This window comes from Chitinophagales bacterium, from assembly GCA_040877935.1.
Lineage (GTDB): Bacteria > Bacteroidota > Bacteroidia > Chitinophagales > CAIOSU01 > JBBDNB01.
In genome coordinates, this window is sequence record JBBDNB010000027.1 from 49,847 (window position 1) to 73,715 (window position 23,869).

Annotated in this window: 21 protein-coding genes; 8 read left to right on the top strand and 13 right to left on the bottom strand. The window is 40.6% G+C overall.

The annotated features are described in order from the left end of the window. Positions 1-30: 30 nt before the first annotated feature. Entirely contained in the window at positions 31-1,827 is a 1,797-nt protein-coding gene (locus WD048_07060) for a T9SS type A sorting domain-containing protein (protein ID MEX0811959.1), read from the top strand. Positions 1,828-1,944: 117 nt separating this feature from the next. On the opposite strand, the gene WD048_07065 is transcribed toward WD048_07060, so the two are convergent. The 4 genes from WD048_07065 to WD048_07080 form a co-directional block, all read right to left on the bottom strand. Then, a complete protein-coding gene (locus WD048_07065; protein MEX0811960.1) occupies positions 1,945-2,418 on the bottom strand; it encodes a hypothetical protein in 474 nt (157 codons plus the stop codon). 17 nt (positions 2,419-2,435) lie between these two features. Next, positions 2,436-4,229, bottom strand: a complete 1,794-nt coding sequence (locus tag WD048_07070; GenBank protein MEX0811961.1) for a hypothetical protein — start codon at positions 4,227-4,229, stop codon at positions 2,436-2,438. Between the two features lie 281 nt (positions 4,230-4,510). Further along, positions 4,511-5,740 carry an ammonium transporter gene (amt, locus tag WD048_07075; protein ID MEX0811962.1) on the bottom strand — a complete coding sequence of 410 codons (1,230 nt, stop codon included), beginning with the start codon at positions 5,738-5,740 and terminating at the stop codon, positions 4,511-4,513. 14 nt (positions 5,741-5,754) lie between these two features. Continuing rightward, on the bottom strand, positions 5,755-6,093 hold the full coding sequence (locus WD048_07080; protein MEX0811963.1) for a P-II family nitrogen regulator: 339 nt from the start codon (positions 6,091-6,093) through the stop codon (positions 5,755-5,757). Positions 6,094-6,270: 177 nt separating this feature from the next. Here WD048_07080 and WD048_07085 point away from each other — a divergent pair, with 177 nt between their 5' ends. Further along, positions 6,271-6,828: a L,D-transpeptidase gene (locus WD048_07085; GenBank protein MEX0811964.1), complete on the top strand. Its 558-nt coding sequence runs from the start codon at positions 6,271-6,273 to the stop codon at positions 6,826-6,828. 391 nt (positions 6,829-7,219) lie between these two features. Beyond that, positions 7,220-7,993: a DUF1295 domain-containing protein gene (locus WD048_07090; GenBank protein ID MEX0811965.1), complete on the top strand. Its 774-nt coding sequence runs from the start codon at positions 7,220-7,222 to the stop codon at positions 7,991-7,993. Here the strand turns inward: WD048_07090 and galE are convergent, their stop codons facing one another. The 7 genes from galE to rplM all read right to left on the bottom strand — a co-directional run bounded on the left by galE (position 7,994) and on the right by rplM (position 13,710). Further along, complete coding sequence (gene galE / locus WD048_07095) at positions 7,994-9,016, bottom strand: UDP-glucose 4-epimerase GalE (protein MEX0811966.1); 1,023 nt, start codon at positions 9,014-9,016, stop codon at positions 7,994-7,996. Between the two features lie 9 nt (positions 9,017-9,025). Continuing rightward, complete coding sequence (locus WD048_07100) at positions 9,026-9,964, bottom strand: NAD-dependent epimerase/dehydratase family protein (GenBank protein MEX0811967.1); 939 nt, start codon at positions 9,962-9,964, stop codon at positions 9,026-9,028. Between the two features lie 46 nt (positions 9,965-10,010). Continuing rightward, entirely contained in the window at positions 10,011-10,874 is an 864-nt protein-coding gene (rfbA, locus tag WD048_07105; GenBank protein ID MEX0811968.1) for a glucose-1-phosphate thymidylyltransferase RfbA, read from the bottom strand. A gap of 271 nt (positions 10,875-11,145) precedes the next feature. Further along, complete coding sequence (tsf, locus tag WD048_07110; protein MEX0811969.1) at positions 11,146-11,973, bottom strand: translation elongation factor Ts; 828 nt, start codon at positions 11,971-11,973, stop codon at positions 11,146-11,148. Positions 11,974-11,977: 4 nt separating this feature from the next. Continuing rightward, entirely contained in the window at positions 11,978-12,859 is an 882-nt protein-coding gene (rpsB, locus tag WD048_07115) for a 30S ribosomal protein S2 (GenBank protein MEX0811970.1), read from the bottom strand. 18 nt (positions 12,860-12,877) lie between these two features. After that, positions 12,878-13,264 carry a 30S ribosomal protein S9 gene (gene rpsI / locus WD048_07120; GenBank protein ID MEX0811971.1) on the bottom strand — a complete coding sequence of 129 codons (387 nt, stop codon included), beginning with the start codon at positions 13,262-13,264 and terminating at the stop codon, positions 12,878-12,880. Between the two features lie 2 nt (positions 13,265-13,266). Beyond that, positions 13,267-13,710, bottom strand: a complete 444-nt coding sequence (gene rplM, locus WD048_07125) for a 50S ribosomal protein L13 (GenBank protein MEX0811972.1) — start codon at positions 13,708-13,710, stop codon at positions 13,267-13,269. A 359-nt stretch (positions 13,711-14,069) separates the two neighbouring features. Between rplM and WD048_07130 the strand changes: the two genes are divergently transcribed. After that, positions 14,070-15,002, top strand: a complete 933-nt coding sequence (locus WD048_07130; GenBank protein ID MEX0811973.1) for a GDP-L-fucose synthase — start codon at positions 14,070-14,072, stop codon at positions 15,000-15,002. An 80-nt stretch (positions 15,003-15,082) separates the two neighbouring features. Here WD048_07130 and WD048_07135 read toward each other — a convergent pair whose 3' ends face one another. Beyond that, positions 15,083-15,307 carry a hypothetical protein gene (locus WD048_07135; protein ID MEX0811974.1) on the bottom strand — a complete coding sequence of 75 codons (225 nt, stop codon included), beginning with the start codon at positions 15,305-15,307 and terminating at the stop codon, positions 15,083-15,085. Positions 15,308-15,472: 165 nt separating this feature from the next. On the opposite strand from WD048_07135, the gene WD048_07140 reads away from it, so the two are divergent. From WD048_07140 to WD048_07155, 4 genes are all read left to right on the top strand, one after another. After that, the gene (locus WD048_07140; protein MEX0811975.1) at positions 15,473-15,940 is read left to right on the top strand and encodes a hypothetical protein; all 468 of its coding nucleotides are present in this window, start codon (positions 15,473-15,475) and stop codon (positions 15,938-15,940) included. Continuing rightward, positions 15,940-16,161: a hypothetical protein gene (locus WD048_07145; protein ID MEX0811976.1), complete on the top strand. Its 222-nt coding sequence runs from the start codon at positions 15,940-15,942 to the stop codon at positions 16,159-16,161. Before WD048_07140 ends, WD048_07145 begins: the two co-directional genes overlap by 1 nt. A gap of 597 nt (positions 16,162-16,758) precedes the next feature. After that, positions 16,759-16,932, top strand: a complete 174-nt coding sequence (locus tag WD048_07150; GenBank protein MEX0811977.1) for a hypothetical protein — start codon at positions 16,759-16,761, stop codon at positions 16,930-16,932. A gap of 329 nt (positions 16,933-17,261) precedes the next feature. Beyond that, positions 17,262-18,308: an IS110 family transposase gene (locus WD048_07155; protein MEX0811978.1), complete on the top strand. Its 1,047-nt coding sequence runs from the start codon at positions 17,262-17,264 to the stop codon at positions 18,306-18,308. 106 nt (positions 18,309-18,414) lie between these two features. Here the strand turns inward: WD048_07155 and WD048_07160 are convergent, their stop codons facing one another. Further along, complete coding sequence (locus WD048_07160) at positions 18,415-23,778, bottom strand: PKD domain-containing protein (protein MEX0811979.1); 5,364 nt, start codon at positions 23,776-23,778, stop codon at positions 18,415-18,417. Between the last annotated feature and the right edge of the window lie 91 nt (positions 23,779-23,869).

The following is a 23,869-nucleotide window of genomic DNA, read 5'->3' on the forward strand; positions in this document are numbered from 1 at the left end:
GCACACTGTTCTTTGTAAATAGTAAATCCTATGAAGCATCTAAGATCGATTTTTACAATCACGACTCTTCTGGGATTATTTATGCATGGCTTCGCCCAAACCCTCCCATCCAACCGCTCTGTGGACTGGACGCTGGCCGGGTTGAATGATACTTCAACTGCGGGGTTTGAAATTATAGCACTTGAAAATGCCGGACTGATTGGCGACAGCATCACACCAAATGACTCTGTGATGGATAGCCTGCTCAACCTCAGCTACAGTCCCGGGGTGATCTTTCAGTTTCCGGAGGGCAATTTTCTCTTCAATCAATCCATTCAGCTCCAGTCAAACAAGATCATAAAAGGTGCCGGACCGGATACCACACAATTGATCTTTGACCAGGGCGGAAATGGCCATTCCATTCGCATTCAGGGTTCTGCCACCAATATCATCAGTGACTTTTCTGCGGCTGCTGCCAAAGGAGATCAGGAGATTACACTAACGGATGCCAGCGCATTTACCGCAGGCGACTGGATCCATATTTCACAAAACGACAGCGATTGGGTGACTTCAAGCTGGGCGGAAGGAACGGTAGGACAGGTTGTTAAAATTGAGTCTGTCCAGAACAATACACTTACATTGGCTTCACCCCTGAGAATGGATTACGATATCCTGCGAAATCCACGTGTAAAAAAGCTCAACATGGTGCGTAATGTGGGAATTGAATGCCTGAAAATCCTAAGGCTGGACAACACAGCCCCACAGCAGAGTTCCAATATTATTTTCAGTTATGCTGAAAATTGTTGGGTCAATGGCATAGAATCAGAGAACTGCACATTCAGCCATATGGAAAGCAATTATTCCTCCAACCTGACATTGAGCAAATCCTATTTTCACCACGGTTTTGAGTATGGCGGGGGCGGCAGGGCCTATGGGTTGGTCTGGCATTTTACAAGCAATGAATGCCTGGCGGAAGACAATATCTTTGAACACCTCAGACATTCTATTCTCTTACAGGCAGGAGCCAATGGCAATGTAGCTGCATTCAACTATTCTTTTGATCCTTATTGGGAAATCGGCAACCCTCCGGTTGGGGGTGATTATGCAGGGGAATTGGTTTTACATGGCAACTATGTCTATGCCAATCTATTTGAGCAAAACATCTGCCAGAATATAGTGATCGACAATTCGCATGGCGCCAATGGGCCTTACAATACATTCCTGCGCAACCGTGCCAATAAATACGGCATTTTCTTCAGCGACAACACTTCTCCACGACAAAATTTTTTGGGCAATGAAGTCACCAATGAAAACACACCCTACAGCCTGGTGAATTATAACTTACAGGGAACTGATCATTTTATTTATGGCAACAACAACAAAGGAAGCATTGACCCGCCTGGTACGGACAGCCTGGCCGATATTTCCTACGCCTATACTTCCCGTCCTGATTTTGTAAGCAGTGATCAATGGGGAAAAATAGGCCCTCCCAATGCCATCAATTCCTCTGATATTCCCGCGCGGATCAGGAACAACAGTGGTGCATTGTTTTCCACTACCTGCGGCAATGCCCCGCCACCGGATGAGGACACTGTTTCGGTCAGAACCATTGATGATCCTGAATTTATCTTGTATCCCAACCCTGCCAAAGATCAAATTCATATCCAAGCCCCGGATGAATATAGCGAAAGCCCTTTTCGTGTTTTTGAACTTACGGGAAAAACCGTTTTGAGCGGCAAACTGCATGTATCGCTCACTAGCCTTGATTTAAGCGGCCTTTCTCCCGGGCTATATTTTGTCAATATTGCGGCTGAAGAAAATTATACTTTTAAGGTGGTTAAAAAGTAGGGGGATGAGTTTTCATGTCTGAAATGTGAGTTTTGAGCTCACTTTTGGGGTATAAAACTGGAAGGTTGACATCCATTTGCAGCATAGACGATATATAGTGCGTGCCCAAATAAACGTCTATTCAGAAATTGTTTGTTCCACGGATTTTCCGGCAACTTTGGAGTAGTGCCTGTTCATGTGTTTGTATTTTTCTGCTGTTTCAGGATCAACTTCCGCATCACCAACAAAAACGGGTGCTGTGGGAGGCATAAATTCTGCCGCAACTTTCTGTTCTTCATTTCGCACAATTTCATCCCATGAAGGCGGGTTTTTTCTCAATGCCGAAAGCTTTTCATACAAAGACAGGTAATTTGCTTTGTCTTCTTTCGGTATATTTTCGGTGGGTAAATCCGGGTAGGGCAACAAGTTGATATGTGCATCCAACAAAATCTTGCCACAGGCCTTTCCGTATGGCGTTTGAAAAACAGGCACTAAATCCTTTGCTGCGAAAGAGGCTCTGAGCAATTCATCCTGGCAATTATCCGTAGTTTGAGCATTTACAAAACCTATGCTCAACAACCCTATCATTAAAAAATTAACTATCGTTTTCATGATAAAAATATTTTTGGTTATCGTTTGATTTCAGTAACATTTAATCCATGTCCGTAGTAGGTCATCCCTCCTGATGGATAATACACATAAATCTCGTACTTATTGTTTCCTGCCGGTGGCTCATCTACCCATTGCAGGTGTATGGTTTTATCTACATTTACTTGCGAATATTCAGAAATCTCAGATATTTGGGAGCCGTTTCTGTACAATCCGAATACCACATAGGTGGAAGAGCTTGTTTTATAATAATCAATCTCACAATGTATCAAAACAACACTATTATTAATGCCTGTACCGTGGGTCTGAATATCAACGGTACGCATCAGCCATAAACCTCCTGTAAGGAATGTTGACTCACCATAAGCGGATTCCTGGTTATAAAAATCGCCCACTACATGCAATCTTCCCTGGGGATTTGTAGTGTTTATTCCCACGTTGCCATTGTCCATTATCCTAACTCTTTCGGAAGCACCTGCAAGTAGGCGCATGCTTTGTCCAGTGTGGACCATGCCCACATCCTGGGAAAGTCCCCCATTGTCATAGGTGCCGGACCAAAACCCGTCTCTTGCCCATGCACCGGTTCCTTGTGTTACACCAAAACGCGTAGCACCCCCCGAGGATTCTACGGCAAAAATGGGGTTTTCATTCGATGGGTTGCTGATGGCTCGAACCACCACGCCCGTAGCAACATTTTGTCCGGCCCTTATTTGGTAATCATTGCCTTCGCTGCCCGGAAGCCGGATAAAACCATTTACATGAAGTTGATCTGCAGGGGCAGTCGTCCCTATGCCAACATTGCCGCTTCTTCCAATATCACCACTGGTATTATCAGTACCGTCCCATTTGTTTCCTTTTATGGTAGGAGCTCCAGAAATATCGACCCAGGGCACAGTTGCTGAAGCAGAAAGCAGACCGTTGTTGTCGGTCTTTACATATCGATCACCACCGCCCGCCAGGGTTTCAAACCTAACTCCACCCGAGGTATGTAATTGAGAGGAAGGACCGGTGATACCAATACCCACATATCCGTTATTGGCAATTCTAAGGCGTTCATCCCACGCGATTGGATCGCCTGCTGTACCTGAGGGAGCGGTATAAAATTTTATACCATCAGTGTGCATGGTTATTCTATTGGCCTGCTCAGATTGCAAATATTCAGTTCCTGCATTAGTGGCATTCTCATATATATTAAAACGCCCGTTACCATCGGTGTATCCCATGCTTGCCCAGCTTGAAAATGTAAGGGCATCAGCACCACCTTCCATCAGCACATCGTCTCTCAAGCGAGTTGTGCCGTTTACATCAAGTCTGTCAGTTGTGCTATTGGTGCCAATCCCAACATTCCCCTGGGTATAAATATTATCGTTGATATTGCCGGGAGCAGTGGTGGTTCCTTGTTCATACCAATCGTGGTCTTTGTCGTTTTCTGTGGCGAGCCTAATCCAGTTGGGCGAGGCCGTTGTTCCTGCATTGAAATAAAATCCGGCTGTCCCCCAGTTTGAAGCTGTGTTCCACAACATTAGGCCCATAGCGGGCGAGGGTATTGTTACCGCATCATTTGCTCCGGTTAAATTAACTTTCGGAATAAGGACACCTGCATCGTTTGCATTAATTTCAAGTTTGGCACTGGGGTGGGGCGTACTTCCTATACCTACGTTTTGGGCGTGAGAATAAGACAGGACAAATAAGTGGGCTATAATGAGTATATGTATTTTAAAACCGAAAGAATAAAATCTTAAAATTGAAAATAGCTTTCTGCTTTTTATTATTGATGAGCCAGTAATATTTGAGAGTAATTTTTTATTCTTCATAATGAATCAGCTTATGTTCACATTTGAATATACAAAATTTACTTTAAATTAAAAATGTAAAAATGGATTTTGTGAAGGGTATGAGAGGAAAGTGAATAAATGCTTGATCAATAACATTAAATTTTTAGTCCTGTAATGGATTGTGATGATCATCAGAAATATCCTGTGATTTTCCTCAACTTCTGTCATTTGGCTTGGGCCAGCGGGAGCTTATACTAAAGAAATTAACGTTAATTCCTTCAGTTGTTCATTTTTTTGTACCCATTCACGGAATATAAACCCTACTTCATCATATAATCCGGATAGGCGTTCATGCCGTGTTCGGAAATGTCCAGGCCCCGTTCTTCTTCCGATTCGCTTACACGTATGCCCACTGTCTTTTTGAGCAAGAACAAAATGATAAAAGCGCAGGCAAATGAAAAAAGCCCAATGGCCACTATTCCTTTCAACTGGCTGAATAGCTGAGCACCGCTTGCAAGGTTTCCAAAAATCCCCACAGCAAGCGTTCCCCAAATGCCACAAATCAAATGCACGGAAATGGCACCTACGGGATCGTCTATCTTTATGCGGTCGAAAAACACCACGGCAAACACCACCAAAAATCCACCGATCAGGCCAATGATGCCCGCTTCGTTCAGACTCATTAAATCTGCTCCGGCAGTAATGCCTACCAATCCGCCCAAAATGCCATTGAGCACCATCGTCAAATCCGGTTTTTTAAATAAGACATAAGAAGCCAGAAAGGCTCCGATAGCCCCGGCTGATGCAGAAATACTGGTAGTGACAAATACCAGCGACACCGTTGCGGCATCGGCAGAAAGCACCGAACCGCCATTGAAACCAAACCAGCCAAACCACAACAAAAACACACCGATAACGGCAAAGGGAATAGAGTGCCCGGGAATGGGCTTGATTTTTCCGTTGAGGTATTTTCCTGCCCTGGGCCCCAGCAGCCAGGCCGCTACCAATGCGCCCCAGCCTCCAAAGGAGTGCACAATGGAAGAGCCGGCAAAATCGTAAAAGGGCACTGCCAGGGTATCGAGAAATCCACCGCCCCATTTCCACATGCCCACCACCGGATAGCAAATGGCCACATAAATGGCAGCAAAAAACAAAAAAGGCAGCATTTTTATTCTTTCTGCAACAGCTCCCGAAACTATCGTGGCGGCAGTTGCGGCAAACATGGCCTGAAACAGAAAATCGGTCCAATAGGTGTATGATCCGCTATAGGCCGGGGTCAAACCGCCCGAGGGCAATTCCAGACCAATTCCTGCAAATCCAAAAACAGCTCCTTCAAAGCCGGCTCCGGGATACATCAAATTGAAACCAATAAAGGCATAGGACAAAATCCCGATACTGAGGATCATCGTGTTTTTAAACATGATGTTTACCGTGTTTTTTGCCCGGGTGAGTCCCGCTTCAAGGGCAGCAAAGCCCAAATGCATTACAAAAACCAAAATGGTGGCCATCATCAACCATAGGTTATCCACTGTGAAACTGATCACTTCCATTGTCTATTAAATTATTAAAGTCCTTTAATTCCTTCGTCCCCGGTGCGGATGCTGACAACGCGGTCAATATTGGAGACAAAAATTTTACCATCGCCCACTTCTCCTGTTTGTGCAGCAGCCCGAATGCAATTCACAACGGCATCCTCCTGGTCTTCGGGAACAATCAGCTCCAACTGTATGCGGGCAATATAACCGACATCATAAACGGCACCCCGGTAGGAAACTTCTTCTCCTTTTTGACGGCCAAAACCCTTAACTTCCAAAAAAGTAAAAAAATTGATGCCTATGCCTGAAAGTGCTTCGCGAACTTCCTCGAATTTTGAAGAGCGTATGATTGCTATGATTTTCTTCATTTATAAAAAATATTAAGAGCTATTTGAAACAAAGCCCAAATTAAGCTAAAATTTTTGAATAATTTATGCCTAAATCGGTCATAATTCTGAAATTAAACGATAAAAATGAAATTTTTAAGAACTAAAGTTATTTTCCTATTTCTGTGTTTTGCTATTTTCTTTCTAAATTTTACAATAATGAAAGTACAGGACAAAGCAAATTGGTGGGAGGCATATCGGGATCAGGCCATTGAGCAATATAATTATTCAGTGGAAGCCCCACTTCTGATTGTTAAAATTTCATCGCAGGAGCTTTATCTTATACAAGACAATAAACAAAGAAAATGCTATGCTGTGTCTGCCAGCAAATACGGCATTGGCAGTGAGGGGGGCAGCAACAAAACGCCTTTGGGTTATCATAAGGTAAAATACAAATTTGGTGATGATGCGCCATTGGGGGCTATTTTTAGGGGAAGAAAATTCACCGGGGAAATTGCCAAAATCTATACCGATGATACCGACAAAGAAGAAGACCATGTGACCACCCGGATTCTTTGGCTGGAAGGTTTGGAACCCGGAAAAAACAGTGGAAAGGGCATCAGCTCCTTCGACCGATACATTTATATTCACGGCACTGCTGAGGAAGGGCTGATCGGAAAGCCGGCCTCGCATGGTTGTATAAGAATGAAGAACAATGAAGTAATCGAACTTTATGATTTGGTGCCCGAAGGCAGTATTGTTTTGATAATTCCATAAGGTCAGGCAGTAAACAAATTCTTTTTGGAATGTTTTTATCTAAACATGAATAATGGTTCAAGCAATTTTAAATTCAAAACACAGATTAAACTTTTATAATGAAAATATTTCTTGTCAATGTAAAATTTTAAATTATTGAAAATCAAAACTTTGTCTTCTATTTTTCTTTTTTCTTGAAAAAAAAGAAAGAAAAATTCAAGGGCGGCAAAAAAACAAAACGCCTCCACTTTGCCTGTGCTAAGTTCGACCGGGTGATCTCCTCAATGCTTCGGAGCTTCCCGGTCTCCCTAAGCACAAGCTTTGTTCCAGCGTTTGTTTATTTTGAATGCCCACTTCGCAAAGATTGAACTGTTTTCCCTTGTCCATTATTGACGTTATTTTAAATAAATTTATGAACCCCTTTCTTGCAGCCGCACTTGCCATTTTTGTTTATATGCTGATCTTGTTTTTGATCGCGCAATTCCTGGAGGACAACAGCATTGCGGATATTGCCTGGGGACCTGGTTTTGTGCTGGTTTATTTTGTAACGCTTTTTCAGGCAGAATACATTGAAATTACCCAGTTGCTGATAGGAGTAGCAACTATAATCTGGGCCTTGCGCTTGTTCATTTATATTTTTAATCGCAACAAAGGAAAAGGAGAGGATTTCCGCTACAAAAAGTGGCGAGAGGAATGGGGTAAATACGCTTCAATCCGGGCGTTTTTCCAGGTATTTATGTTGCAGGGTCTGTTTATGTATATTATCGCGCTACCGATAATCATTGTGAACTACAGGGCTTATCCCGGTTTTGGTGTATCGGAAATTATTGGACTGCTGTTCTGGCTTATCGGTTTTTATTTTGAAGCGGTGGGAGATTATCAAAAATCCAGCTTCAAGGCAAAACCTGAAAACAAAGGGAAAATCATGCAGGAAGGGCTGTGGAAATACACCCGGCATCCCAATTATTTTGGCGAGGCCCTTTTATGGTGGGGTATTTTTCTTATTGCTTATCCTTCGGGAATGGTTTTGATTTCCATAATCAGTCCCCTGGTGATTACTTATTTATTGCTGAAAGTATCGGGAGTGGCCATGCTCGAAAAGAAATACGAAGGCAATCCTGAATTTGAGGCATATGCCAAAAGGACCAATGCGTTTGTTCCGGGACCGATAAAGAAAAGCGATTGATTATTGCTTTTTTAGATTCTGCTCCCAGCGCCAGGCACTGTCCATCATTTCTTCTATACCTCTCTTAGCTTTCCAGTTCAGCAATTCAGCTGCTTTTTTATTGTCGGCATAAATCGCTTCTACATCACCGGCTCTTCGTGGGCCTGTTGTATAGTTGAGCTTTTGGCCGCTTAACTTTTCAAATGCTTTAATGGCTTCCAGTACACTTACACCATTTCCTGTCCCAAGATTGAAAATTTCAAATTGCGCTTTATTTTTTCCTGTTTGCAAATATTCCAACGCCTTGGTATGCGCATCGGCAATGTCCATCACATGAATATAATCCCGGATGCAGCTGCCATCGCGGGTATTGTAATCCGTTCCGTGTACCTGCATGCTTTTTCTGCGGCCAATGGCGGTCTGGGTAATTACAGGAACAAGATTCTCAGGTTGTTCTGCATATTCGCCCAACAAGGCAGACTCATGCGCGCCTACAGGATTGAAATAGCGCAACGCAATCTGTTTGATGTTGGGGTTGGCTTTTCCAAAATCCGCTAATATTTGCTCGCCCATTTGTTTGGTACGGGCATAGGCGCATTCTGCTTCTCCCAGTGGGTTTGATTCATCCACGGGTAATTTGGTCACATTGCCATAAACCGAACAGGAAGAAGAAAAAACAAAATTTTCTACCTGAAATTCCTGGGCACATTCCAGCAAATTGAGCAGGGAATTGAGGTTGTTTTTAAAGTATTTGAGCGGATATTTTACCGATTCTGGAACCGTTTTATAGGCCGCAAAGTGGATGATTCCCTCAATGTCTGTATTTTCTTTGAAAATTTGCCGGGTGGCATCAATATCACAGAGATCAACGAGGTAATTGTCAACTTCTGTTCCGGTGATTTTTTTTATTCCTTCAAGGGTTTTGATATTTCCCCTGGATAAATTGTCAACTGAAATGACTTCAAAACCCTTTTCGATAAGATCGACCAAAGTATGTGAGCCGATGTAGCCACAAGCCCCACTTACAAGAATTTTTTTAGCCATAAAAGCTGTTTACTTTACAAAGAAACTTTTTTCAACGACCATTTTCACTCCTTCTTCAAGAGAAATCAATTCTTGTCCCATCAATTCTTTCATTTTGCTGATATCCGGTACTCTTCTTTTCATATCACCTTCTTGCAATGGTGGCAAATGAACGATTTTAGACTTGGAATTGGTGAATTCAATAATTTTTTCAGCCAGCTCTTTTACAGAAATCTCAATATCTGAACCGATGTTCACTATATCGTTTACACATTTGCTATTATAGAGGGTATTGGTGGTCGCCTGAATATTGTCGTCTATATAACAGAAAGTTCGTGTTTGTGTGCCATCTCCATAAATGGTAATATCCTCATTTTTCAATGCCATTCTTATAAATCTGGACATTACAAAGTCTATACTTTGTTTAGGTCCATAGGTATTGAAAAATCTGAAAATGGTATAATCCAGGTTGTATTCTTTTTTGTAGGAGCGACAAAATGCTTCCCCGATATTTTTTACTACTGCATAGGGCAGGCGCGAGTTGAGCGGAGTAGTATATTCGTTTTGCGGCAAAGTAGTGGGTTCGCCATACACCTCAGATGAACTGGCATAAAACACCCGTTTCACACCAGTGTTTTTCGAAAGGTTTAAAATGTTTTTAATCCCTTCGATGTCATTTAATACCATTACAGGATTTTCCAAAGTACGCTGAACACCTACAACAGCAGCATAATGAAACACATAATCAAAACTGTAGGAGACCATGAGTGGGGAAATATCTTCCAGAATATTGACATCGCATTTGATAAATTTCCAGTTGTCCTGGTTTTTTGTTTTAGGAAGCCTTTTCTTTTTTCCGGTGAGCAAATTGTCTACTATTACAACGAAATTTTCAGGATCGCTGATCAGTTTTTCAGCCAACGAACTGGCGATAAAGCCCGCGCCTCCTGTTACAAGTATTTTTCTCATCAATAAAATTTTTAGCAATGATAAGAATCAATTGCCGATTGAATGCCTATTTCTTCATTAATTTAAGCAAATATTCTCCATAGCCACTTTTAAGCAGGGGCTGTGCCAATTTTTCCAGTTGGGATTTGTCAATAAAACCTTTTTTGTAGGCGATCTCCTCTATGCAACCGATTTTCAGTCCCTGCCTTTCTTCTATTACCTGTACAAATTGACTGGCCTGCATCAGCGATTGAAAAGTCCCTGTATCTAACCAGGCGGTTCCGCGCGAAAGTATTGAAACCCTGAGTTTGTTTCTTTTCAGGTATTCTTTATTGACATCGGTAATTTCATATTCCCCTCGCGCACTGGGTTTAATGTTTTTGGCAATTTCTACCACATCATTGTCGTAAAAATACAAGCCCGGTACTGCATAGCTCGATTTCGGGTTTTGGGGTTTTTCCTCAATTGAAATGGCCCTTTTGTTTTCATCAAACTCCACCACGCCATAGCGCTCGGGATCCGAAACATGGTATGCATAAATAATGCCTCCTTCGGGATTGGTATTTGCCGTAAGTAAGTCCTGCAGGCCGGAGCCATAGAAGATATTATCGCCCAAAATCAATGCTACATTGTCATTTCCGATAAATTCCTCTCCAATTGTAAATGCCTGTGCCAGCCCTTTGGGTTCGGGCTGCTCTGCATAGGAAAAACGGCAACCAACATGGCTGCCATCACCGAGCAATCGTTTGAAATTGGGCAAATCCTCAGGTGTGGATATGATGAGAATTTCGTTGATTCCCGACATCATCAGCACCGACAGCGGATAATAAATCATCGGCTTGTCGTAAATAGGCATGATCTGCTTGCTGATGGCATATGTAATAGGGTAAAGCCTTGTACCGGAACCTCCTGCCAGTATTATCCCTTTCATGTACGTTTGTTTTTAGGCAGTCAAAGGTAAAAATTTTATTGATGCTATGTCTTTCCGGCTTTCGGGAATTGGTCGCAATTATTTTCAAAAGTATGTTATACCGATTGTGTTTAAATATACCCATGAACAACAAGGTCTTGACTGCCCGAAAAGTCGATTATGCCCGAATGTCCTCCCTGGTGAACCTTTGGAAAATGGCTTTAATAGGAGCAGGTACTTCGGCATTAAGTAATTAAAATTGGTATTACTCTTTAGTTTGAACTACTCTCGACTACCCAAGTGCCAATCGCCTGAAAGATACAATCTTGAGACCATCTTCGGTTTCTTTCAGCACTTGTGCAACTGTCTTAGAGGAGTCTTTAACAAATTGCTGATTCAGCAGGGTATTTTCTTTCAGGAATTTCTTAACAGTTCCTTCAGCAATTTTTTCTACAATATTTTCAGGTTTTCCCTCAGCTAGCGCTTTCTCTTTGCCTAAGTCCATTTCCCGATCAATCACGGATTGTTCTACTCCATCCTGATCCAAAGCAATGGGATTCATTGCTGCAATTTGCATGGCAATATCCCTTCCAACAGCAGCAGCTTTTTCACCCGATTTGTTGAGTCCTACAAGCACACCGATTTTATTGCCTGCATGTATATATGGCACAACTGCATCTGCACTAAGTGTAACATAATTGGAAAGTTCTATTTTTTCATTGATTTTGCCCACCAGCTCAATCACTTTTTCACTGAGCTTCAAACCGTCCAGTTCGAGGTTTAATAATGCTTCGAGATTTTCAGGACGTTTTTCCAGGGCCAGTTTAGCAGCTTTATCAGCCAGGGCAACAAAATCGTCATTTTTGGCAACAAAATCCGTTTCACTACTGAGGTGAATCGCAACACCAAAATCTTTATTGTCATTTACAAGAGCTACAATAACACCTTCGGTAGCTGCTCTTCCCGCTCGTAAAGCGGAAACTTTCTGTCCTTTTTTTCTAAGCAGATCAACAGCATTATCAATATTTCCTTCTGCTTCTGTCAATGCTTTTTTGCAGTCCATAAGGCCTGCACCTGTCATCTTTCTTAGCTCATTTACCTGAGCGGCACTAATTCCCATTTATCTAATCTTTTTTAGGTTTTTTTGTAACAATTTTTTTCTTGGCTTTTTTCACAGTTGTGTCTTCTCCCTTCTCATCTTCTTCCTGGGCCTGTTTTTCTAATTTCTTTTTCTTCTTTTCTTCTTCCTGTGTCAATACATCGTCATCTTCTTCCTCTTCTTTAGCAGCCTTTGCAGCTTCCACTTCTGCCTTGTCTTTTTGACGCTCCATCAAACCTTCTTTAATTGCCTCTGTAACGTATTCTACAATCAGGTGAATAGACTTGGAAGCATCGTCATTTGCTGGAATAGGAAAGTCAACGGTATTGGGGTTGGAATTGGTGTCCACCATAGCAATACTTGTCATATTCAGTTTGTTGGCTTCTGCCAGTGCAATGTGCTCATGACTGATATCCACTATGAAAATTGCAGCGGGTATGCGTGAAAGTCCTGCGATACCACCAATAACGCGTTCAAGTTTTTCTTTTTCGCGGGAAAGCACCAGCTTTTCCTTTTTCGTTATGTTTTCAAAAGTGCCATCACTGAGCATTTTCTCAATGGTTTGCATCTTTCTGATAGACTTGCGAATGGTAGCGAAGTTGGTCAGCATACCACCCAGCCATCTTTCGGTAACAAAGGGCATATTGACACTTGTGGCACATTCTTTCACAAAGTCTTTGGCTTGTTTTTTAGTCGCTACAAAGAGGACTTTCTTTCCGGTGCGCGCAATAGATTTTACTGCATTCGCAGCCGTTTCCAGCTTATCCTGTGTTTTGTAGAGGTCTATAAGGTGGATGCCTTTTTTCTCCATAAAGATATAAGGAGACATTTTTGGATTCCACTTCTTTTTGAGGTGTCCGAAATGAACCCCTGCTTCAAGCATTTTTTTATATTCTAATTGCTCCATGCTATTATTAAATTCAAATTAACGTTTACTGAATTGGTCTCTCTTACGGGCTTTTCTCAATCCCGGCTTTTTACGCTCTACAACTCTTGGGTCTCTGAACAGGTAACCGGCTTTTTTCAAAGTCGGGCGCAGTTCTTCGTCCAATTTTATCAGTGCTCTTGCGATACCGAGTTTAATGGCCTCTGCCTGTCCTTTTTTCCCTCCGCCATTCACTTTGATAACTACATCGTAGGCATCTGCTGCGTCAATAGCTTTAAAAGGATCATCCAAATGATTTCTCAGGTGTACTACCGGGAAATATTCTTTATAGTCAGTGCCATTCACACTGATCTTGCCTTTACCTTTTTCGAGATAGACACGCGCAATAGAAGCTTTTCTTCTTCCTACAGCATTCACTCTTGCCATAATTATAATTTTAAAGTTTCGGGTTTCTGTGCTGTATGAGGATGTTCTGTTCCTGCGTACACAAATAATTTTTTAAACATTTGCCTGCCCAGTGCATTTTTCGGTAACATTCCACGCACTGCATTTTCTACCAGGAATTCTGGCTTTTTCTCAAGCATCAGCCTGGGATTGGCAAAGCGCTGACCTCCCGGATAGCCGGTATAGTGCACATATTTTTTATCTGTAAGTTTCTTGCCGGTCAGTTTTACCTTTTCGGCATTGATTACAACCACATAATCACCGCAATCGTGATGAGGGGTGAAATAGGCTTTGTTTTTTCCGCGGAGAACATGCGCGATTTTACTCGACATTCTTCCCAGTACCTGATCTTCAGCATCAATAATATACCAGGCTCTTTTTACGAGCTTGTCATTGGCTGAAACAGTTTTGTAGCTTAAAGTATCCACAATGTATTTTTTATTTTTACCGAAATGGTCTGCAAAGATATTTTTAATAAATTAGCAAACCAAGCTTTTCTTTAAAAAAATACATCACACTTCTGTAAGTCACTGAAAAACAGGGTGATTTTTGACATTTGTACTATTTAGCCATTTTATATTAGCATATTGTTGCTCGACCAAACTGCACGGAAAATATTTTAAATTTGTTTAAAATTAAAATCTATGGGATAATTGTGATTTTTTAAGATCAATTCTGTCTGTCATTGTGTAGAATACAAATAAATCGTTGCTCAGTAAAATAATCTTAAGAGATATAGTTAAAATATACAGCAATAAAGCAAATTAATAGCTAACTTATATAGAACATGGAAAAGAAAGATAAAATATATATAGCAGGTCACAATGGATTGGTGGGCTCTGCAATATGCAGACGACTTGAAAATGAAGGTTTTGATAATCTGATATTGTATAGTTCAAATGAACTTGACTTGAGAGATCAAAAAGCCACAAGTGATTTTTTTAACTCAGAAAAACCTGAATATGTATTTTTGGCAGCGGGAAAAGTAGGAGGCATTCAGGCTAACAGCACATATCCTTCTGAGTTTTTATATGATAATATCATGATACAAAATCATGTCATCCATCATTCGTATTTAAACAAAGTCAAGAAGTTGTTGTTCCTCGGATCTTCTTGTATTTATCCTAAAATGGCTCCCCAGCCCTTAAAAGAAATATATTTGTTGAGCGATTATCTTGAACCCACAAATGAAGCTTATGCCCTGGCTAAAATAGCGGGGATTAAAATGTGTGAATATTATAACCGTCAATATGGGTGTAATTTTTTCTCAGTTATGCCCACCAATCTATATGGCCAAAATGACAAATATGATTTGAATAATTCCCATGTATTGCCGGCATTACTCCGTAAATTCCACGAAGCAAAAATCCAAAACAAGGCTACGGTTGAAATCTGGGGTTCAGGCAAGCCACTAAGGGAATTTCTTTATGTGGATGACCTTGCCGATGCTTGTTTGTTTTTGATGGAAAATTACGATAAAAAGGATTTTGTAAATATTGGCAGTGGTATAGAATTGTCAATAAAAGAACTTGCGCTGAAAATCAAAGCAATTGTAGGTTTTGAAGGGAAACTGGTTTTCAATACAGAAAAACCTGACGGCACTCCAAGAAAACTTTTGGACACATCCCGGATGGATCAATTGGGCTGGAAGAGCAGCACTACCCTGGATAAGGGAATTGAACTGGCTTATCGGGATATGCTGGAAAGTTATTACAAGTAGTTTGATCAGTGAATATTTTTGACCTGTCCGGTCTTACCCAAAACTTAAAATCAAAATCGTCATGCTGAGGCCGGCAGCATCTAGCTGGATTTAGTACAAAAGCCTATGCTTTCTTTCAGCCTTTTTCGGCAGGCGGGCACTCCGCTCTGACGGGTGGGTTTTGGCTGGAAGTGGTTTTGCAAAGCTAAGACTTCCAAAGTCTCATTCCGATTGCCATCGGAATTGGAAAGTCTATCGTCATTGGAATGGGAAATTGATAAATGCTTGTTTTTGGAATATGCACAAGCAGGTCTGTCCAAATGCATACAGGCGGATATGGCTTTAGTCGGGCAGACATGACAATGTTCCAATACATAAATTCGTGTTGAACCCTTAAATGTTTAAGGATGTTTGAACCATGTGTTTTTGTTAACAATGGTTTTATATATTTGCTATAAGAACCCTCAAGTTCACTTAAAGAAACTGACAAGATGGAAAATATTGCATATAAATCTGAGATTGAAAATACATTCTCTACTGTTAGGAATTTTTCATATGAAGAAAAGAAATCCCAACTGTTGGATGAAGAAAGAATGAATGCTTTCCTTGACGCCATTCTTGACTTTAAAAGTATTCTAAAAGATAAAACAGATAGGCTGAATTTAATCTGTGATAAAATCGAGAAAATAACCTGGTTTGATAATGTTGATGAAGAATCTCTTATGCTTTTGAATGATTTGATATCATCTGCAAAAGATTTAAGGTCTTCTTTGATTCGCCAATATGTATTGATGGGGAAATTACGGAAAAATGGTATTGCAAAAGAAGAAATTAAGGCGTTTAAGAACGCCATTGATGAATTGAAAGAATCATACGAAGACATAGAATCAGTTTTCTTCTTCCTGCCTAAGATGCCTGATTTCACTGATACAACTAAGAAACTATCCCTTATTAAATAATGGAAATATTTTGCCTGGAAGATTTTAAGGAGGTTTTTGAAAAATTAAAGTCCAAGCGTACTTATAGAGATATTGAAAAACAAACCATTGGTTATTTTTTCGGCAAAACAGTTCATCAACTTGCCAATGGAACAAGGTTGAATAATAGCACAGATACCCCTTACATTAAAAAGCGGATAGGAGGTAGTGGAGGTTTTAACCTGCGTTCGATAATTATTTAAAAGCTCAGAAATTCATTAAAACGTAATGGGCAAGGCGCATTTGCGAAGGTCTATCGGGATAAACCAAGAAAATGCAACGCAGCAAATTGCGTTTTATGGATTTCAAATGCCAGAAAACAGCAATCTTCTTCCCAGAAATATTTCAAAATAGCCCGCTATTTCATCAATATTTCCAGTCGAATCTCATTATTTTCTGGCATTCTGAGCACTAAAGAATTTCCGAACTCAGGTTTTTAGGTTTTACTTTCTATTGCTTATCAAAAATGAATCTCTTTACTTGATGTTTGTACATCCTAAAACTGGTTCTATGGGATCTTCAAATATTACTGATGAATCAAAAACATATCTGTACAAAAAGATACTTGCCTGCATAGAAACTGAAGATCTGTACAAATTAAAATTAGACAAGGCAGGAAAGCATATAATTTTTGAAAAGTAATTTTTCTTTCGGCTCTGGTGTCAAAGTATTTATTGTGGTTTTATCAAAACCCAAAATCAAGGACATTGCGAGGGAGAAACGACTCTAGCCTGATAGGGTTTTGGATGTTGTTTTAGTAAGACTTCCAAAGTCTCAAAGACTTGGGAAGTCTATCGTCATTGGAATGGGAAATTGGTGCTCCGTTTCCTGCTGGATCAGCCGGGGTACTTGGTTTTTTTTACTTTGAAGAAGCAATCAACCCAAATCAGGGTAATGCAATGCGCATTTCTTTGCCACAAAGATTGAACGGTTTTCCTTTATCCATTATAGACGTTAATTTATCAATGTTTTAAACATTTGAGTTTCGGTTTTTGAATTTGTTTAGAGATTAGAAATTGAGACTTAGGATTTTGCATGATGATGCGCTAACACACATCCTTATGGATATTTCGCCCTCGTATGTTAGCAAACATCAAAGTAAATTAGTAAAATTTTCATCACATGGGGCCATATAGGTGGTAAGGATCGCCCTTGATAATTGGTTGCCAATATATCGTCTTGAAAGATTATTCACCTATATGGTTTCCTTTCTAAACTGAACAGTATCATAGGAATACCGCATTGTGGTATATCCAGCATCACGAGGTTGGTTAAGGAAAGTCCCATAAAAACAAGAGAACTTATGAAAATCGTAAAACACGTTGTCGGGATCGATGTATCTTCCGAGACATTTGATGTTTGCTTTAAAGCGGAGCTTGAGGATCAACAGAGGATAACCAAGGGTACAAGGTCATTTGAAAACAATGCCCAGGGATTCCGTAAATATCTTGATTGGTGCTTAAAGCGCAACCATAAAGAGGTCGGGCTTACGCATATCCTCGAGGCAACAGGCGTTTATCACGAGAACCTATGTTATTATTTGCATAACCAAGGTGAGCAGGTATGCGTTTTATTGCCCCAGAAAGTGAAATACTTTATAAAGAGCTTGAACGTCAAGACCAAGACGGATACAACCGATGCGAAGGCGATTGCCGAATACGGCCTTTGCTGTAAGTTTCAATTATGGGAACCCCTCAGCGAGAACTTCAAACATATCAGGGATTTATGCAGGACGGTAAGCCAGCTTAAGAAAAGCAAGGGCGCTCTCCAATCCCAATTACATGCCCTCAACAGTAGCCATAATTCAAACAAGGAGGGTTTAGGGGCAATGGAGCATTTGGTCAACGAGCACAAAAAAAGCATAAAAGAGTGTGAGGCTGCAATCCTGGCCCTATCAAAAGAAGATAAGGGACTATGGGAAAAGGTGGAAAGGATAACGGAGATAAAAGGAGTCCAGGCACTAACCGTTCTAAAGCTATTGGCCGAGACCGATGGGTTTAGAAAAGTAGGCAGCATTAAAAAACTGGTCAGTTACGCAGGTCTTGATGTAATCGAAAACCAGTCTGGAAGCCGGCAAGGAAAAACAAGGATATCGAAGAAAGGGAACACGTTTATCAGGGAGGCTCTCTATATGCCCGCATTATGCGCAACACAGCACAACAAAAATATGAGGGCGTTTTACGAGATGCTGGAACAAAGGCAGGCTACAAGTAAACAGGGGGTGGTAGCGGTAATGAGAAAGCTGTTGGTCGTGATATATTCCCTGTGGAAAAGCGGGAGAAAGTACAACGAGAACCACGAGTGGAAAGAAAAGGGCAAGGTTTCCCTTGCCCGCAGGATAGCTGTTTAAAACTTCCTATTTCTGTTGATACAAAAAAAGTGATTTTTTTGGTTTTATTTTGGTTTTTAACACAGTATCTTTCAGGGCTGCAAACCTATAGCCCTTTGCTAATCCCTTATTTCAAAACCACAAACTTCCTGGAAATTTCTTCTTCCCTGTAGGTAATGGCTAAGATATAGCCGCCTGTTCCCAGCATTGACACATCAAAATCAAAGTGCGAATAGCCTTTTGGGATTTCCTCATCGACCAGGGTGCCGAGTTGCGCCCCATTGTATGCGATCAGCTCAATTTTAATATTGGCCGCGGCCGGAGCTATAAGATCCAGAGAAAGTATGTCCTTAGCGGGATTGGGAAAAAGACTACCAACTACTATTTCCGGTTTCACACTTGTGCAGCTTTTGTTGTCGGCCGGAGTTTGGTCGGCATTCCCATCGGGATAGGTCGCGTTTACGCAGAGATAAAATTGCTGGTCGCAGTCGAGGATTTCAGTGGCGGAAGTAAATTCATATACCGCAATATCCCCGGGTTGTAGGTTTCCTTCCCATATTTCACTGATGGAAATTTTTTCATTTAAGCGCAGGGTGAATTTTACCGAAGTAATGGGTAAGGTGCCCTGGTTGGCGAAGCGGACAGCAGTTGACAAACTATAACTACAATCTTCATTCACATCGCGCTCAGTGAGCAGATCCATAATGATCAGGTCGTAAAGCGCATCTGTAATAAAAATAGAACTGAAAGCAGTATCCGTACATCCGGCAGCACTTTCTGCTACAAGTACAATCCCGTAATCTCCTTCACCGGTATAAATATGAACGGGCTCGGGCGTACTGTCAATTGCTGAACCATCACCAAAATTCCAGTAATAGTCCGTGGCGCCAATACTTTGATTGTTGAAGCTCACTTCAAGGGGCGCGCCACCGAAAGTCGGACTGAAATTAAATGCAGCCTCCGGTCCCTCGAGCACATTTACACTTTGAGTTGCAGCTGATTCACAGCCTTTTTCGGTCTTTATTTCAAGGGTCACATTATAAGTGCCGGTATCACTATATGTATGTATGGGATTGGGCAGGCGCGAAATAAAGCTGCTGTCGCCAAAAGTCCAAACGCGGGCAATAATGGAATCTCCAAGTATCAATTCCGTTTGATCTGAAAATTGGGCAGGTACTCCCGGGCAGGAACTTGTTGCCAAAAAGCTGACCTGTGGTTGCGGTGCTATGGTTATCAGTTTGCTCGTGCTTTCCGTACAGCCTATTGCATTGCTTACGGTAAGCTCTACATTGTATTGGCCGGAAAGGATGTAATTGTTTTTTGGATTTTGTTGGGTAGATGTTTTGCCATCCCCAAACTCCCAGAACCAACTTGTATTGGAAAAATTGGGGGAAGCGTCAAAAAACTGAACATCTGTACCGAGGCAGAGGTTTTCTGCTTCTATGGCAGGGTTAATGGCCGGAAAGACATCCACCTCTTTCATAAGGGTATCGCTACAACCATTGCCGGCAATTACGATATGATAAACCGGATAGCTGCCGGCTGAGTCGTATTGTACCACCGGGTTCATGACATGGGCGGTGTCGCCATTGGCCAAATACCATGTTCTGTCGAGGATAAAGCTGCCAAAAGGTGGAGCACTGAGCTCCTGGAAAGTCACCGGCTGACCGGCACAGGTCGTATTGTTTATAAAATTGGCAATAGGCCGGGGCTTGACAGCAATTGATTGGCTTCCCGTTCCGGTACAGCCGCTGTCGGTTTCTACCGTCAACTGAACGGTGTAGGTGCCGGTAGTATCGTAAACATGGGTGGGGTTTTCATCCTGGGCGCTGCTTTGATCGCCAAAGTTCCATTGCCAGAACACAATACTGCCCGTATTTGTTGTGGACTGATCGGTAAATTCCACGGCACTGCCCTCGCAATTGTTGTCCACCGCAAAGTTGACCACCGGGGCATCGCCCTTTATATTGATCAAAATGCTGTCGCTGGCAATACAACCCAAACTGTTGGTGGCAGTCAGGTAATAATAGCCGGCTGTAGTAACAGTAGTAGTGGGATCATTGCCCCCGGGCGACCAGTTGTAACCCACAATACCGATAGTGTCAATAGCCCCGATACTATTTCCCGCACATAGACTGGCGCTATCCTCCAGCAAATCCCTCAATGCAAAGGAATCTATATGTACAAATAGGGTGTCGCTGGTAAAGCTGCAGCTAGGGGTATTAGTATCTTGTACCGAATAATAATAAAAACCCGCTTCTGTAATGTATTTCACCGTATTGGTATCCCCGTCATTCCATTCGAAATTATTGTAGATGGATTTGTTGATTTGGGTGTTGTAGGTGAGGGTGTCGCCCAGGCAGATACTGGTGTCGCCTGAGAAGGTAGTGATATCATAGTTGATATTGATGGTGTCTGAAGATACTACACCAAAAATATTTGTCACTTCTATCCAGAATTTGCCGCCCGGAAAGGGAATATCAATAGAAGCAGTAGTGTCTCCAGTTTTCCACAAATAAGAAGTGAGCCAGTCTTTTTGGGCAGAGATTGTGGTATCGCAGAAGCCATAAGGAATGGTAATATCCGGGCCAAGATTAACCGGTGGAGCGTATTTGTTATAAATATACGACTCAACTTGTCTTTGCTCTGTAGAGTCAAGGGATTTATCGAACAAAATTATTTCAGCAATACTACCATTGAAATATTGGAAACCTTGTGCATAACCTATCAAATAATTGTCATTTAAAAAAGTACCCGAAAGACTTGTATTATTGGAAATAGCTCTCTGAGAGCTATTAATAAAAAGTCGGGTATTTGTTTCATATGATTTAATCATCCCATAGAGCCCATAAATAAAGCCAGTATTGGGCATGCTATTATTTACATCTAGTATTTGGTTATTGCCACTATTGTTATTTGTAAATGTGAATCGTTGACTAAACATCCTTCTGTACAACCACATACCATTTGAATTATCGCCAATATTAAACAAACCAGCAGCGACACCAGTTTGGCTCCTTCCTTTTGTAACTATGAAAATAGAAATTGAACTAGTGTCTAATCCTGGAATTTGTGGTCCATTAAGAAAGTCGTTTGCACCATCAAAGGATATAGCTGGATAATTATTAATTTCTGATACAGATGGAATAAATACAGGTTTATTTGGGGTATTTAATTGAGTAGCATGAAAATCATTTCCGCTTAAATCAGACCACTGACTAACAGTGTCAGATGTCATTACAACACCTGAATCCGCTCTTAACCATAGAGTTAACCCATTCAAATCAGAAGGGGAAAAGACTGAAAATTCTGAAAATTCTGAATTGGTTGAATCATTACAATAGTTATAAGCAATTACTTTCCAGAAATAAGTTTGGTTACCAGGCAAACTTATTTTTATGCTGTTACCTGTAATGTTGGTATATGTTTGTGCACTTGTAAATGCATTACTGGTATCAACCAAAAGAGAATATCGAACAGCATTGTTTACTACGTTCCATGTGAAATCAATTGAGTAATCACTTAATTGATCGTTATTTTTTGGATATAATAAATCAGGTTTAGAAGGTTTAGCAGCAGTTGAAACTATATTAACAGGCTTAGATAAAGTATCACTACACCCTTGATCTGTAGTTACAAATAATTCAACATCATAAATTGAATCAACCGCATAAGTATGTGAGGGGTTTGAGAAAACAGAAGATGAACCATCACCAAAATCCCAATACCATTGATTTATTGATGCACCCAAAGGAGCAATGCTTGAATCAATAAAAAAATATTGGTTTGATACACAACCCGTATCATTTGAAAAATTTGCAAATGGTAAATCATATATTAATACATCCCTTGTAGTAGAATTGACACACCCTGCAGAAGTGGTTGCAGTTAATGTTACAGTATGAATTCCAGGCGAGGAAAAAATATAAGATGGGTTAGTTGAAGTATCTGTATCATTATTTCCAAAATCCCAGACAAATGAAACTATAGTTGAAGTATCAGTTGTCGATGAAGAATTTGTTGGGGAATAAGTTTCACCCAAACATAAAGAGTCACTGTTAAATGATACAATAGGGGCGTTGCCAATAATATTAGCATAGATGGTATCTTTCCCAATGCATCCAAATTGGTTAGTAACTGCTATGCTATAACTACCAGAGGTATCTATACTAATATTATTTGTCGTATCACCATTTGACCAACTAAAAGTATAATTTTCTAAATTAGATGATGGTGAAATTAAACCTATCAGGTTTCCAGCGCAAAGATTAGTATCCGAACCAATAGAAACTAAATTTTTGAACGTATCAACAGATACTTCAACTGTATCAGAGTATACATAACAACCAGTAGAATCAGTTATTTTAACAGAATACATGCCATCAGATGCGATATTTAAATTGGAAGAAGTATCTCCTGTATTCCATTCGTAAAAATAAGGGGCATTTGAAAGTTGGGGTTCTGTATTAAGTGTATCTCCAAGGCATATTGTGGTATCATTTTGATTTAAGTCAGAATTTGGGAAAAATATTTGTATTGTATCAGTAGAAGATTGATTAAATATATTATTGACTGTAACGGAATAAATTCCAGTTGAATTTACATTGATTGACGGTGTTGTTTCCCCAGTGCTCCAAGTGTAAGAATTATACCATGCTTTCTCCGCTGTAATTGTTGTATCGCATAAACTATAAGGGATAAAAATATCCGGGCCAAGACTCACAGGCGGGGCATATTTGTTATTTAGGTAGTTTTCTATCTGTAACCTCTCCTGTGAACTCAATTCTTTTTTGTACACTATTATTTCTGCAATTTCCCCATTGTAGTATTGAAAACCTTGTGCAAAACCAATAATGTAATTGTCATTGGTAAAAGAGCTTGACAGACTTACATTATTTGAAATTGCGCTTTGTGCGCCATTGATAAACAGTTTGGTATTACTACTATATGATTTAACCATGCCATGAATTCTATAGGGGAACCCTGAATTCGGCATGCTGTTTGGTATATCTAACACCTGACTATTACTTCCAACATTATTGATAAATGTGTAACGTTCGCTAAACATTCTTCGATAAATCCACATTCCTGTAGAAAGAGCTCCGATATTAAATATGCCGGCAGCAGAGCCAGTTTGACTATTTCCTTTTGTTACTATAAAAACAGAAACTGAAGAGGTATTTATACCAGGAATTATTGGGCCATCGAGATAATCATTACTTCCATCAAAGGAAATTGTAGCTTTGTTATTAAGAAGAGGGACTGAGTTAATTTGCGTAGGCCCGTTACCGGGAGTAGATTGAGCATGAAAATTATTTCCGCTTAAATCTGACCACTGACTAACCTCTCCAGCAGTCAAAGTCACCCCGGAATCTGCGGATAACCAAACTGATAGGTCTGAAACATCAAGGGGTGTAAACTGACAATATGACTTATTGTAAGTATATAATAGTGCAAAAACAGCTAAGAGGAACCTTACAGTACTTGTCATTTGCTAAACTTATTTTTGTAAATTTACAAAAAAATAAAAAGCCTTGTTTTAAGCTAAACACATTGTTTTCTTAATTAATGCAATTTCAAAA